A 14,349-nucleotide genomic window follows, 5' to 3' on the forward strand; every position below is an offset into this window, starting at 1 on the left:
GCTACAGAGCGGAATTGAGGACGCGACGAGGCTTGTCGCGTAGGTGGATTCGTCAACCGGGCCGGAAGCTTCATGTCAGCATAAAGACGAGGATCGGGCGATGGTGACCTCGAAGATCTTGGACTACTCGGATTACAAATCCTCATCAAACCTCATTGATCCTGGGTGGGAATCGGCACTAGGACAGCGGAAAGATTGCTTGTATTGCCATGAGCGCCTGGCTATTTCGTTTGACCAGCGATTCATCCGAGATGCGAGCAGTTTCTTGTGGCCAAGAGAATCGGACGACCTGCTTCACCTACGCGCGTCGGACTGCCCCCGATGCGGCTGGTGGCAATTCGAGAAGACATGGGACCATGAAACGGGCGTGTTCCACAGCGTGAGGGGTGCGACGCTCAGCTCATACGCGGTCGACTCTGCTCAGGTACCGGTCGATGCGCTGATTCAGCACATCCGCGATAGGCCGGATTCGATCCATTGCATCGATCCTTTGAGGATGGAGGTGCTGGTTGGCGCTGTCATCGCCGAACATCTCGACTGCGAGGTCAGGCACGTTGGGCGAACTGCCGACGGCGGTATCGACCTCCTGCTCGTGATCGCTGACGAAACGGTCCCCATCCAGGTGAAACGCAGGAGCTCGGCAACGGCAACGGAATCGGTAAAAACGGTCAGAGAGATGTTCGGGGTAATGCTCCGCGACGGCTTCCGAAAGGCGTACGTGGTGTCGTCGGCCCGCCAATTCTCACGTCAATCCAAAGCTGAGATCGAAACTGCAATGGCACGAGGGGCTTTCGATGAGTTCACTCTGCTGGACAAACAATCATTCATCGACATGATGGGTCGCACCGTCACCGCCACGGCGCCGTCGTGGCGCAAACAACTTCCAGACAACGACTCGGTTACCGAGTTCATCCTTGAGTCCTCAGATTGGCATCGGTTTGTCGAGCACCGTGCGGCTTTTCATGCAGCCTGAACACACGTGGGCAGGCACGGCGGCGTAGCCACCGGCAAGCCGACCAACCCGCCCGTCGCCGGGCTGGATCGCGCGCCGCCGGGAACTGTCAAGCGTTCCAGCCGTCGAACCGACCTGCCACGCCACGCCGCGGCGAGGTGCATCCGGATCCGCCGAGAGGGTGGCAGCTGCAACCTTCGGCCGGTGACAGCCATCTCCTGTAACTCCACGCCACATTCCAGATCGACCATCATCATTGGTGAGAACTAAAACCTGTCGTCACACCGCCAGTGGTGCTGCTCACGTAAAGTCGGCCGACGATCGGGCCGTTCATTCGCTACGAACCGGGGGATGCATATGCGTGGTGTGGGACGAGTAGCGGCGCTGGGCGTTTCAGTGCTCGCGGTGGCGTGTGTGGTCAGCTGTGGCAGCGAGACCAGGAGCGGACTGTCCGAAGCGCCGTCGACGGCTGTCTCGGCACCGCAGACCTCGTCGACGGCCGCGATCGCGCTCACCGAGGTCGACGCCGGTCCCTACACCGGGCAGGCGTTCGGCACACACTTCACCGCCGCATCGGGGAAAATTGCGTGCAACTTCAATCCGATGCAGGGCGGGTGCGTGTTCTCTGCGCCGGAGCATCGCGCTGCGGATTCGGTGCCGGTCTGCCTGGGCAGCGACACCCCGATGCCGTATACGGCGGTCGGATGGCGCTCAGCCGAGGGCCTGGCCTCACAGACACCGTCGACCTGCCGGATCGCGAACGCATTCTTCAACTCGCCGGCACCGATCGCCGCCGACGGCCGGTTCACCGATGCGGCGCTGCCGACGAATTCGACGATGACCATCACGCTGGGGTGGCCGGATACCTCCAACAAGGTGACCTGCACCTCCACAGCGGTCGAGTTTCGTTGCGTACAAGCCAAGTCCGGTCACGGGTTCGGGGCCACCTCGGCAGCGATCAACGTCTTCTGAATCATGGCGAGCCACGTCAGTCCGGCTGTAATTGATTGGCCTGGCTGATGATTCGGCTGACCGCTGATCGGCTGCGGCTCATTTCTCGGGCTATCCGCGCAGGGCTCCATCCCTCGTCGTGGTGGTGGGAGAGTATGCGAGCGACGACAGCGGGATCGCGTCGGTGAGCGGGGTCGTTAGCGCACACCATCGCAGCGACCCGCATCCAGCGATCGTCGGTGGGGCTGCTGGTCGGATCGGGTGTGCACGCGTCGGTTGCGGAATGTGCGCCGTCTGCTGGCCCGCTGCGGTCTGGGGACGGTGACGTGTCGGTACCGGCATTCGTCGGGATCGACGTGGCATCGGTGTGCGCACGGTTCGACGGAGCGTGCGCGAGAGCGAGTATGGCCAGAGTGGATTGGGCCATCGACCCTTCCACCACCATGGGCCACAACCATGCCTCACGATCCGGAATCGCAGTCAGGACAGCGAGATCCCGCAGCGCTGTGAAGGACATGCGGAACGCGCCGACCGCGATGAGCACCGTCATCAGCGTCACCAGTAGATGAATGGCCCGAGAACTGGCGTGCGCACGCAGCAGCACGGTCACGCCGTGTATCGCGGCCAGCAGCGCTGCCGGTGGGACGACCGCGACGGCCGCCGCCACGATCGGCAGGGATCGAGCGTGCAGGACGGCATGGGCGGCGTTGCCGGTGATGCTGACCGTGACCGACACGGCCAGAACGGACCAGAAGAACCTGTGGGCGGGAGTTGTGCGCGCGACCTCGGCAGTGCGCACGGACTCGTGGTGGATGGACATGGCGTCTCCATGCAGTAGGTCAGCGTGCGCACGCGCTGATCGCGCGGACGTCCGGTTGATAGGCGGGTACGAGGGGATGGCGCTCGCCGGTCATGACCGCGACGGCGGCGCCGACTTCGAGCAGGTTGGACTTGACATAGGTCGCCGTGGTGCCCGCCTCCTTGTCGTCGTGGCCCGCGAATTGGCGCGTCACCGCGAATCCGAAGTGGCGTTCGACCCAGGTCAGGGTTGTGTGGCGCAACCAGTGGATCGTGATGCCTTGGACTGCGACCCAGGGCAATTCCTCACCGATGCGGGACCACAGATGGTCGTAACGGCGGGAGGTGATCGGTTTTCCGTTGCGATAGCGCAGCAGCCGTTCTGAATGCGGCGCTCGGCGTTCTCGGGCGTGAATGACCAAGTGCCGCATGAGAGTCGGCGACACCGGTTGCCAGCGCACGGTCTCGCCCTTCTCGTGCAGCCGGACCAGACATTGGTCGACGTCGAGATCGGAGGGGGTCAGAGCGAGCGCGCCGCCGCGGCGACAGGCGGTCTCGGTGTGCAGCCGCAGAATCAAGCAGTCCAGTTCGGGATCGTCGCCGGTGCAGGCCGCGACGCGGACGATGTCGGCGAGTTGGTGGGGTGGAATCGCGAAACGTGCCGACGGGCGGCGTGAAGGCTTGGCGACTTGCCGGGACGGGTTGTCCGCCGGTCGGATCCAGCAGTGGTCTTCGGCGTAGCGGTAGATGCACCGGACAGCGCCGACGAAGTTCTCGACCGCGCCTCGGCCGTGGCGGGATCCGTTGGCGACGGACTCGGACTTGACCCGTTCCGCCATTTCGACGAGTTCAGGTTTGGTCGGCTCGTCGAGTCTGCGGTCTGCCCACTCGTTCTCGATCCGGTTGAAATGTGTGTTGTAGGTGCGCAGGGTGCCGAACGACAGCGTCTTGCGGACGTCGGGAATGACGACCGCGAATGTCGGTACGTCGATCGGCTCGCTGATCAGGTCAGCGGCAGATACGCCCAACTGCGACAACAGCAGTCGTGCTGCTTCGAGCGTTTGAGCAGTGGGCGCGTTGATGGCGGGGACGTTCATGGCCGTGCACCTCCCAGCAGGTCGATTCGGCTCGGTTCGAGCAGCGCGTGCAGTGCGCTCGGCGGATAGACGGCGAGCCGTTCGCGTTCGGGGTATGCGGCCAGCAGCACCGCGTCGCCGAGGAAGAGGTTGATGCGACGGCGCAGTCGGTAGGGGATGTGCAGATATCCCTTGCGGCTGACCGCGATTCCGCCGTCGGAGCCTGGGCGGACGAAAAGGGTTCCGTGGGCGGCAGGCGTGATGTCGATTTCGAAGCCCGGACCCCAACCGAGAGCGGCAGTGACGTTCTTGTCCGCGACGCGACCGCCGTCGGCGACGACGGCCAGACCGTAGACGACCTCTATGCCGCGATCGGGCAGGAGAGCGACCGGATCGACGGGATCGCTGATCAGTTGCTGCAGCGGCGAGGGGGGTGGAACGAGAGGCGGGATCACGCCTATCATCGCGACCACCGCCCGAATCGAGCCGAAACTGGCTCGTGAGCGGCTTTTCGGACCTGCGTGGTCGGTGTTTTCGCAGGTGAAACTGCGTGTTCTAGTGCACTAAAGCACCCGATGCTGGTTTCCGGCTCGTGAGCCGGGTTTGTGTGCGCGAGGCGGGACTTGAACCCGCACGTCCTAGGACACCAGAACCTAAATCTGGCGCGTATGCCAATTTCGCCACTCGCGCTAACGGTACGACCGTCCAAACTTTACCGGGTCTAACGGGGATCGCGAAGCACCGGGAGGGTGTGGCGTACTGGTCGGTAACCCTAGCTGGGATTATAACGATTTGATAAACGGGAACGTGAGGGGGGCTCACATTTCCTTCACGGGTGTAACTGGGCTCACCAGGGGGTTCAAACATGAGGGAGGGTCATGTTTCGGAGCATTCTGGTACTGGCGTACGGAAATACCGATGGGTATAGGGGTTGGGGTAGGGGCAAACATGAGGAGATCCTCATGATTTTCTGCAATCCTTGGCGTCTACCAGGGCCTGCGGGCCGAGGGGATACCTGCGCACCGTGAGCGCGGCCCAGTCCTGTGGAGGCTGGCCGCCAGGAGAAGGAAGTCGAACGTCTTGACGATCAACGAGAGCACCGGGACCGGATCGAAGGCCAGGGCGGCGGGGAAGTCACGGGAGAGTGGGGTCAGGTCGTCACTGTTGGACCGGTTGCTGGGGGGCACTCCGTATGCCCTGGCATTCGGTGGACAGGGCGCTCAGTGGCTCAGTGAGCTGGAAGAGATCGGGCGCGATTCCGCGCTCGAGCCGGAACTGACCGCGCTGGTCAACGAGGCGGCCGCCAAGCTGGAGCCGGTCGCCTCCCAGCTGCTGGTCGTGCGGCCGGTCGGCTTCGACCCGATCGCCTGGATGCTGGAAGAAGAGATCGCCGATCCGGAGCAGGGGGAGGTGTCGGGAGCGCCGTCAGCGCAGGTGTTGCGCTCCGCCGCCGTCTCCATGCCCGGTGTGTTCCTGACCCAGGTCGCCGCGCTGCGCGCGCTGCGGCTGCAGGGCCTGGACATCGTCGCGCACGCGCCCGCAGCCGTCATCGGTCACTCGCAGGGCCGCATCGCCGCCACCGCCGCCGAGGCGCACGGGCAGCGCGATGCCGAACTGCTCGCGGTGGCCCAGTTGATCGGCGCCGCAGCAGGTCTGGTCGCCCGTCGTCGCGGGCTGATGCCCGTCGGTGAGAAGTCGCCGATGGTCGCGGTCTCCAATGTGGACCCCGAGGCGCTGAAAGCCGTTGTCGCCGAGGTCATGAACGGTGTCGCGCCGGAGAAGGCCGCCGTTCTCTCCATTCGCAACGGCCGCCGCCGCGCCGTGCTGAGCGGCCCGGTCGCGCAGCTCGACCGCGTGCGTCAGCGCGCCGACGAGATCCACGCCGAGCAGGCCAAGGAACGCGACGCCAAGAAGCGCGGCGGTTCGGTCTTCGCTCCGGTCTTCGAGGACATCCCGGTCGAGGTGGCGTTCCACCACCCGGCGCTGGCCGAGACCGTCGAGCTGGTCAAGGGCTGGGCTCAGCAGTGCGGCCTGGACGCCGAACTCGCTGCCGCGCTTGCCCAGGAAGTGCTCGTCGACCCGATCGACTGGGTCGCCATCGTCGACGAGACCGTCACCGAAGGCGCGCAGTGGATCCTGGACCTCGGTCCCGGCGACCTGCTGTCCCGCCTCACCTCCGGTTCGCTCAAGGGCACCGGCGTCGGCGTGCTCGCCGCCGCCACCCGCCCCGGCCAGCGCAGCCTGTTCACCCCCGGCGCGGCCCCCGAGGTCGCCGCGGCGTGGAGCGAGTTCGCGCCCAAGCCGATTCGCCTGCCCAACGGCCGCGTCGTGGTCGAGACGGCGTTCACCAAGCTGACCGGCCGTTCGCCGATCCTGCTGGCGGGCATGACCCCGACCACGGTCGACGCGAAAATCGTTGCGGCCGCGGCCAATGCGGGCCACTGGGCCGAGCTGGCCGGTGGCGGTCAGGTCACCGAGCAGATCTTCGCCGACCGCGTCGAGGAGCTGAAGAGTCTGCTGCAGCCCGGTCGCGCGGTGCAGTTCAACTCGCTGTTCCTGGACCCGTACCTGTGGAAGCTGCAGCTGGGCGGCAAGCGCATCGTGCAGAAGGCCCGCACCGCGGGCGCCCCGCTGGACGGCGTCATCGTCACCGCCGGCATCCCGGAACTCGAAGAGGCCGTTGCCCTCATCGAGGAGCTGACCGAGGTCGGCATCACCCACGTGGCGTTCAAGCCCGGCACCGTGGCGCAGATCCGCGCCGTGCTGCGCATCGCCGACTCGGTCCCCGGCTACCCGGTGATCATGCACATCGAGGGCGGCAAGGCCGGTGGCCACCACTCCTGGGAAGACCTCGACGACCTGCTGCTCGAGACCTACGCCGAGCTGCGCGGCCGCGACAATGTGATCGTCTGCGTCGGCGGCGGCATCGGCACCCCCGAGCGCGCCACCGAGTACCTCACCGGTGAATGGGCTGTGCAGCACGGCTACCCGGCCATGCCGCTGGACGGCGTGCTGGTCGGCACCGCCGCCATGGCGACCCTCGAGGCCACCACCGCCCCCGAGGTCAAGCAGCTGCTGGTCGACACCCCCGGCACCCCCGACTGGGTCGGCGCGGGCACCGCCTCCGGCGGAATGGCTTCCGGCCGTTCGCAACTGGGCGCGGACATCCACGAGATCGACAATGCCGCCTCGCGCACCGGCCGCCTGCTCGACGACGTCGCCGGTGACGCCGACGCGGTCGCCGAGCGCCGCGACGAGATCATCGCCGCGCTGAACGGCACCGCCAAGCCGTACTTCGGCGACGTCGCCACCATGACCTACCTGGAGTGGCTGGAGCGTTACGTCGAGCTGGCCGTCGGCCTGGACCGCCGCAAGGACTTCGACTGCGGCGCCGACTTCTCCGACGCCATCGCCGACGCCACCCGCTCGGTGTGGCTGGACATCACCTGGCGCGACCGGTTCGCGGAGATGGTGCGCCGCACCGAATCCCGCCTCAACCCGGCCGACCGCGGCGAGATCGCCACGCTTTTCGCCGAGGACACCGCGTTCGAGGCTCCCGTGCAGGCGATCTGCACGCTGAAGGAGCAGTACCCGGCCGCCGCCGAGACCGTCCTGCACCCGGCCGACGTGCCGTTCTTCGTGAGCCTGTGCAAGACCCCCGGCAAGCCGGTCAACTTCGTCCCGGTCGTCGACCAGGACGTGCGCCGCTGGTGGCGTTCGGATTCCCTGTGGCAGGCCCACGATCCGCGCTACACCGCCGACCAGGTCTGCGTCATCCCCGGCACCGTCGCCGTCGCGGGCATCACCCGCGTCGACGAGCCGGTCGGTGAGCTCCTCGATCGCTTCGAGCAGAACACCGCCTTCGCGCTGGTGCGCGAGGGCGTCGTCCCGGCCGCCGTGGACGGCCGCCGCCGCGCCGAGGTCGCCAACGGCCTGCTCGACATCGTGCTGGCCGCACCGGACGTGCAGTGGGCCGGTCGCACCACCGTCAACCCCATCCACCGCCTGGGCAACCTGGACGAGTGGGAGATGAACGGCAAGGGCGCCAAGCACCCGCGCACCGGCGCGACCCTGTCCGCCACCGAGGGACCCGAATCCGATTCCGCCTACGTGGAATTGGCCGTGCCGCTGCTGGGTAAGGACGCCGTCCGCATCCGCATCACCGTGCCGGTCTCCGTGTACAACGGTGGCGCGCCGGTCATTACGGAAGACGACGCCGAGGCCGCCATGAGCGCGCTGCTGGCCGTCGCCGCCGGGCAGTCGCTGCCGGAGGTCAAGACGGTCGACGGTGCCAAGGTCGCGCACTTCAATGTGGCCTGGAGCCCGGATCTCGTCGCCGACCACGCCGGTGTCACCGGGTCCGGCCTGCCGGACTCGCTGTCCACCCTCGGCCGCTCCGTGCCCGACGTCCTCGTGGGCGCCTGCTGGCCCGCCGTGTTCGCGGTGCTGGGCGCGACCCGCACCGCCGACGGCCAGAGCGTCATCGAGGGCATGCTGGACCTGGTCCACCTCGATCACCAGATCGAGCTGAACGGCGAACTGCCTTCCGCCGCAAGCGTGCTCGCGGTCCGCGCCGAATCGGTCGAGACCCTCGACACCGATCTGGGCCGCGTGGTCGAGGTCCGCGTGCGGGTGGCGGGCATGCTCGACAAGCCCGAGACCGGCATGTCCATGCCGACCATCGCCACCCTCACCGAGCGCTTCGCCATTCGCGGCCGCACCGGTGCCGGTGAACTCGTCGACCCGCCGCGCGCCGCGGGCTCGCTGTCGGCCGACGCCACCGACACCCCGCGTCGCCGCCGCCGCGACGTGGCCCTGGTCGCCCCGCGTGCCATGGGCGCCTTCGCCCAGGTGTCGGGCGACTTCAACCCGATCCACACCTCCGACAACGCCGCCAAGCTGGCCGGTCTGGGCAGCCCGATCGTGCACGGCATGTGGCTCTCGGCCGCCGCGCAGCACGCCGTCTCGGCGATCGACTCGGGCGACAAGGTGCCGCCGCGCACCATCACCGCCTGGACCACCCGCTTCCTGGGCATGGTCCGCCTCGGCTCGGCCGTGGACGTGCGCGTGGAACGCGTTGCGGTGGACAAGGGTTCGGAGATCGTCGAGGTCTCCTGCCGCATCGACGGCAACCTGGTGATGACCGCCACCGGCCGCATCGCGCCGCCGAAGACGGTCTACGCCTTCCCCGGACAGGGCATTCAGGCCAAGGGGATGGGTCTGGACGCCCGTACGCGTTCCAAGGCGGCCAAGGACATCTGGGATCGTGCCGACAAGCACACCCGCGAGGCCCTGGGCTTCTCGATCCTGGCCGTGGTGCGCGACAACCCGACCTACCTCAAGGCGCGCGGCGTGGAATACCGCCACCCGCAGGGTGTGCTGCACCTGACCCAGTTCACCCAGGTCGCGATGGCGACCCTCGGTGTGGCCCAGGTCGCGGAGCTGCGCGAGGCGGGCGCCTTCATCGAGGGCGCGATGCTCGCGGGCCACTCGGTCGGCGAATACAACGCGCTGTCCGCCGCCGCGGGCGTGCTGCCGCTGAACGCGGTGCTCGAGGTCGTGTTCCAGCGTGGTTCGGCCATGCACGAGCTGGTGCCCCGGGATGCCCAGGGCCGCAGCGACTACCGCATGTGCGCCATCCGCCCCTCGCAGATCGGTATCGCCGACGACCAGGTCATCGACTGGGTCAAGGGCATCGGCGAGCAGGCCGGGGAGTTCCTCGAGGTCGTCAACCTGAACCTGCGCGGCGCGCAGTACGCCATCGCGGGCACCGTGAAGGGCTGCGAGGCACTGGAAACCGAGATCGAGCGCCTGCGCGCCGAGACCGGCGGCAAGCGCGCGTACGTGCTCATCCCGGGCATCGACGTGCCGTTCCACTCCACCGTGCTGCGCGCCGGTGTGCCCGAGTTCCGGCAGAAGCTCCTCGACCTGCTGCCGCAGGACCTCGACCCGAGCCTGCTCATCGGCCGCTACATCCCGAACCTGGTGCCGCGCCTGTTCAACCTGGAGCGCGATTACATCCAGGAGATCGCGGACCTGGTGCCGTCCGAGCCGCTGGCCGAGGTGCTGGCCAACTGGGACGAGTGGGCCGCCAAGGAAGTCGAGCTGTGCCGTGTGGTGCTGGTCGAGCTGCTGGCCTGGCAGTTCGCCAGCCCGGTGCGCTGGATCGAGACCCAGGATCTGCTGTTCACCGACGTCGAGCACGGCGGCCTGGGTGTCGAGCGGTTCGTCGAGATCGGTTTGGCCGCAACGCCGACCGTCGCGAACCTGGCGACCAACACGCTGAAGCTGCCGCAGTTCGGCAACGCCGTGGTCGAGGTGCTCAATATCGAGCGCGAGCGCGGCATCGTCTACGCGACCGACACCGATCCGGCTCCGGTGGAGGAGGTCGAGGAGGCTCCGGCCGAATCTGCTTCGGCCGCACCGGCTCCCGCCGCTGCCGCCGCGCCCGCTCCGGTCGCCGCGCCGACCGGCGGCCCGACCCCGGACGACATCGCGTTCTCCGCCGCCGACGCCACTCGCGTGCTCATCGCGCTGTGGACCAAGCTGCGCATGGACCAGATCGGCCCGGTGGACACCATCGAGGGCCTGTGCGACGGCGTCTCCTCGCGGCGTAACCAGCTGCTCGTCGACCTCGGCGCGGAGCTCTCGCTCGGCGCCATCGACGGCGCCGCCGACGCCGACATGGGCGCACTGTCGGGCACGGTCGATCGTCTGGCCCGCACCTACAAGCCGTTCGGCTCGGTGCTGTCCGACGCCATCGGCGACCACCTGCGCAAGGTGTTCGGCCCGTCGGGCAAGCGTCCGGCCGCCATTGCCGACCGGGTCAAGAAGACCTGGGGTCTGGGCGACGGCTGGGCCAGCCACGTCACCGCCGAGGTCTCCCTCGGCACCCGCGAGGGCGCGTCCGTGCGCGGTGGCGACCTGGGCGGCCTTGTCTCCGGCGGACTTTCGGACGGTGCGTCCGTGGACGCCGCCATCGACGCCGCCGTGCAGTCGGTGGCCGCGCGCCGCGGGATCGCGGTCTCCATGCCGACCGCCGGTGGCGGCGCGGGTGGCGCGACCGTCGACGCGGCCGCGCTGGGTGAGTTCACCGAGCAGATCACCGGCCGCGACGGTGTGCTGGCGCAGGCCGCCCGCGTGATCCTGGAATCCCTGGGCCACGTCGAGCAGGCGTCCGCGCCGGAGGCCACCACCGACACCCTGGTGGACCTGGTCTCGGCCGAACTGGGTTCGGACTGGCCGCGACTGGTCGCGCCCGCCTTCGACGCCAAGAAGGCCGTGCTCATCGACGACCGGTGGGCTTCTGCCCGTGAGGATCTGGCCCGCCTGTGGTTCGGCAACGACGGCTCGCTGCCGGTCGAGCCCGAGGTGGACGGCTACTACGGTGCCGGGGAAGCCGTTGCGGCCCAGGCCAACTGGTGGCGCAACCGGGCCATGAAGGAAGCCCGCTCGGTGCTGGCGGGTGTTTACGGCGCGATCGCCGAGGCCGCCCTGAACACCGACGAGGCCGGTGTCTGGTCCTCCGACATCGCCGTGATCACCGGCGCCAGCAAGGGTTCCATCGCGGCGGCGGCCACCGGCCGACTGCTCGCGGGCGGTGCGACCGTGGTCGTCACCACCTCCAAGCTGGACGATGATCGCCTGGGCTTCTACAAGCAGCTCTACCGCGACAACGCCCGCCACGGCGCCGCCCTGTGGGTGGTTCCGGCGAACATGGCCTCCTACACCGATATCGACGCGCTCATCGAGTGGGTCGGCAACGAGCAGGTCGACAATGCCGGTGGCGCGAAGGTCCTCGTCAAGGAGGCGATGACCCCGACGCTGCTGCTGCCGTTCGCCGCGCCGCGGGTGGCCGGTGACATGTCCGACGCCGGCGCCCGCGCCGAGATGGAGATGCGGGTCCTGCTGTGGTCGGTGGAGCGCCTCATCGGCGGTCTGTCCAAGATCGGCGCGGACCACGATGTCGACGCGAAACTGCATGTGGTGCTGCCGGGTTCGCCCAACCGCGGCATGTTCGGCGGTGACGGCGCCTACGGCGAGTCCAAGGCCGCCCTGGATGCCATCGTCGCCAAGTGGCGGGCGGAGAAGTCCTGGTCGGAGCGGGTCACCCTGGTGCACGCGCTGATCGGCTGGGTGCGCGGCACCGGCCTCATGGGCGGCAACGACCCGCTGGTCGAGGCCGTCGAGAAGGCCGGCGTGCACACCTGGTCCACGCTGCAGATGGCCGACGAACTGCTCAAGTGGTGCAGCTCGCGGGCCCGCGTGGTGACCGCCGCCGGACCGCAGCAGATCGACCTGACCGGCGGACTGGCCGGAGCCAAGCTGGATCTGCCGGAGCTGGCCCGCGAAGCGCGCGAGCAGGCCGAGGCCGCTGCCGCCGCGGAGTCGGAAGGCTCCGAGGGCGTGACCATCTCGGCACTGCCCGCCCCGCCGACCCTGAGCTCCAAGCTGCCGACCCCCGAATGGGGTTCGGTCACCGCCGATCTCGACGACATGGTCGTCATCGTCGGTGCGGGCGAGCTCGGCCCCTACGGTTCGGCGCGCACCCGCTTCGAGATGGAGGTCTCCGACCAGCTCTCCGCCGCGGGCGTGCTCGAGCTGGCTTGGACCACCGGCCTGGTCACCTGGGAGAACGATCCCAAGCCGGGCTGGTACGACACCGAATCCGGTGAGTACGTCGACGAATCCGAGGTGGCCGAGCGCTACCACGACACCGTGGTGGAGCGGTGCGGCGTGCGCCGCTACGGCGACGACGGGGCCATGATCGACAATGCCGCACCGCTTTTGACCTCGGTGTTCCTGGACAAGGACCTCACCTTCGTGGTCAACAGCGAGGCCGAGGCGCGGTCGTTCTTCTCCGCCAACCCGGAGCAGACGGTCGTCACCCCGGTCGAGGGCACGGGCGACTGGCAGGTGACCCGCAAGGCGGGCACCGAGATTCGGGTGCCGCGCAAGGCCAAGCTGTCGCGCACCGTCGGCGGTCAGATCCCCACCGGCTGGGATCCCACCAAGTGGGGCATCTCCGCCGACATGGCGAGCTCCATCGACCGGGTGGCGCTGTGGAACATCGTCTGCACCGTGGACGCGTTCCTGAGCTCCGGCTTCAGCCCGGCCGAACTCATGAGCTGGGTGCACCCGGCCATGGTCGCCAACACCCAGGGCACCGGTATGGGCGGCATGTCGTCGATGCGCTCGCTCTACATCGACAACCTGCTCGGTGAGCCGCACGCCAACGACATCCTGCAGGAGGCGCTGCCCAACGTCGCTCTGGCGCACGTGGTTCAGAGCTACGTCGGCTCCTACGGCGGCATGATCCACCCGGTCGCTGCCTGCGCGACCGCGGCGGTCTCCGTCGAGGAGGGTGTGGACAAGATCAAGCTGGGCAAGGCCGACCTGGTGGTCGCCGGTGGTTACGACGACCTCGGCATCGAGGGCATCGTGGGCTTCGGTGACATGTCGGCCACCGCCGACTCGGCGGCCATGTCCGCCAAGGGCATCAGCGACCGCTACTTCTCCCGTGCCAACGACCGTCGCCGCGGCGGCTTCGTCGAATCGCAGGGTGGCGGAACGGTGCTGCTGGCCCGCGGCTCGGTGGCGCTGGAGATGGGTTTGCCGGTGCTGGGTGTCGTCGCCTTCGCGCAGTCCTTCGCCGACGGCGTGCACACCTCCATCCCGGCCCCCGGCCTGGGTGCGCTGGGCGCCGGTCGCGGTGGCCCGGAGTCCAAGCTGGCCAAGGAGCTCGCCAAGCTCGGCGTCAGCCCGGACGAGATCGCAGTGGTGTCCAAGCACGACACCTCCACCGCCGCAAACGATCCCAACGAGTCCGAGCTGCACGAGCGGCTGGCCACCTCCCTCGGCCGTTCGGAAGGCGCTCCGCTGTTCGTGGTTTCGCAGAAGACCCTCACCGGTCACGCGAAGGGCGGCGCGGCGGCGTTCCAGATGATCGGCCTGTGCCAGGTGCTCGAGCAGGGTGTCATCCCGCCCAACCGCAGCCTGGACTGCGTGGACGAGAAGATGGCCCAGTACCCGCACCTGGTGTGGCTGCGTGAGGCGCTGACGGTGGGAGATCGCCTGCCGCTCAAGGCCGGTCTGGTCACGTCGCTCGGCTTCGGCCACGTCTCCGGCCTGGTCGCCATCGTGCACCCGCAGGCGTTCGTCGAGGCCATCGCCGACGCCGAACAGCGTGAGGCGTACCAGCGCAAGGCGCAGGAGCGTCAGCTCGCGGGCCGTCAGCGCTTCGCCGAGGCCATGTGCGGCGGGGCCCCGCTGTACGAGCGGCCCGCCGACCGCCGCCTCGGCGGCGACGGGACCCCGGCCAAGAAGTCGCGTCAGCTGGAAGCCGATGTGCTGCTGTCGCAGCAGGCCCGACTGGGTGCGGACGCCGTGTACGTCGCGGTGCCGAAAGGCCCGGGCTGCCAGTAGAAGAGACGGGCCTGCCGTTCTGTAGCTCTCGGCAGGTCTGACACGGCGGGCTCGCGTTTTCGCGCGGGCCCGCCGTTCCATGTGCTGCCTACGGTGCCGTAGGTCCGCTGGTATGTTCGCAGCCAATTCGACTGCATCAACGAGGAA

The 14,349-nt window shown here is 68.2% G+C and carries 6 protein-coding genes and 1 tRNA gene; 3 read left to right on the forward strand and 4 right to left on the reverse strand.

What is annotated here, in order from left to right:
* The first annotated feature begins 100 nt into the window (after window positions 1-100).
* Together GPX89_RS01265 and GPX89_RS01270 are read left to right on the forward strand one after the other, a co-directional pair.
* Entirely contained in the window at window positions 101-973 is an 873-nt protein-coding gene (locus GPX89_RS01265) for a restriction endonuclease (protein WP_157354652.1), read from the forward strand.
* 375 nt (window positions 974-1,348) lie between these two features.
* Window positions 1,349-1,924, forward strand: coding sequence for a hypothetical protein (locus GPX89_RS01270; RefSeq protein WP_157354653.1), 576 nt, complete (start codon window positions 1,349-1,351; stop codon window positions 1,922-1,924).
* A 16-nt stretch (window positions 1,925-1,940) separates the two neighbouring features.
* Here the strand turns inward: GPX89_RS01270 and GPX89_RS01275 are convergent, their stop codons facing one another.
* The 4 genes from GPX89_RS01275 to GPX89_RS01290 all read right to left on the reverse strand — a co-directional run bounded on the left by GPX89_RS01275 (window position 1,941) and on the right by GPX89_RS01290 (window position 4,467).
* Window positions 1,941-2,723 carry a DUF2637 domain-containing protein gene (locus GPX89_RS01275; RefSeq protein WP_157354654.1) on the reverse strand — a complete coding sequence of 261 codons (783 nt, stop codon included), beginning with the start codon at window positions 2,721-2,723 and terminating at the stop codon, window positions 1,941-1,943.
* Between the two features lie 19 nt (window positions 2,724-2,742).
* Window positions 2,743-3,798, reverse strand: coding sequence for a tyrosine-type recombinase/integrase (locus GPX89_RS01280; RefSeq protein ID WP_157354655.1), 1,056 nt, complete (start codon window positions 3,796-3,798; stop codon window positions 2,743-2,745).
* Window positions 3,795-4,250, reverse strand: coding sequence for an AbrB/MazE/SpoVT family DNA-binding domain-containing protein (locus tag GPX89_RS01285; protein WP_157354656.1), 456 nt, complete (start codon window positions 4,248-4,250; stop codon window positions 3,795-3,797). The genes GPX89_RS01280 and GPX89_RS01285 overlap by 4 nt, the downstream gene beginning before the upstream one ends.
* 135 nt (window positions 4,251-4,385) lie before the next feature.
* Window positions 4,386-4,467: transfer RNA gene (locus GPX89_RS01290), tRNA-Leu, on the reverse strand.
* A 390-nt stretch (window positions 4,468-4,857) separates the two neighbouring features.
* On the opposite strand from GPX89_RS01290, the gene GPX89_RS01295 reads away from it, so the two are divergent.
* Window positions 4,858-14,202 carry a type I polyketide synthase gene (locus tag GPX89_RS01295; RefSeq protein ID WP_157354657.1) on the forward strand — a complete coding sequence of 3,115 codons (9,345 nt, stop codon included), beginning with the start codon at window positions 4,858-4,860 and terminating at the stop codon, window positions 14,200-14,202.
* Window positions 14,203-14,349: the final 147 nt, after the last annotated feature.

Origin of the sequence: Nocardia terrae, assembly GCF_009760405.1 — a bacterium.
GTDB classification, from domain to species: Bacteria; Actinomycetota; Actinomycetes; order Mycobacteriales; family Mycobacteriaceae; genus Nocardia; species Nocardia terrae.

Coding starts and splice junctions, on each gene's coding strand:
- GPX89_RS01275 (WP_157354654.1), bottom strand. CDS start 2,723: ATGTCCATCCACCACGAGTCCGTGCGCACTGCCGAGGTCGCGCGCACA.
- GPX89_RS01265 (WP_157354652.1), top strand. CDS start 101: ATGGTGACCTCGAAGATCTTGGACTACTCGGATTACAAATCCTCATCA.
- GPX89_RS01280 (WP_157354655.1), bottom strand. CDS start 3,798: ATGAACGTCCCCGCCATCAACGCGCCCACTGCTCAAACGCTCGAAGCA.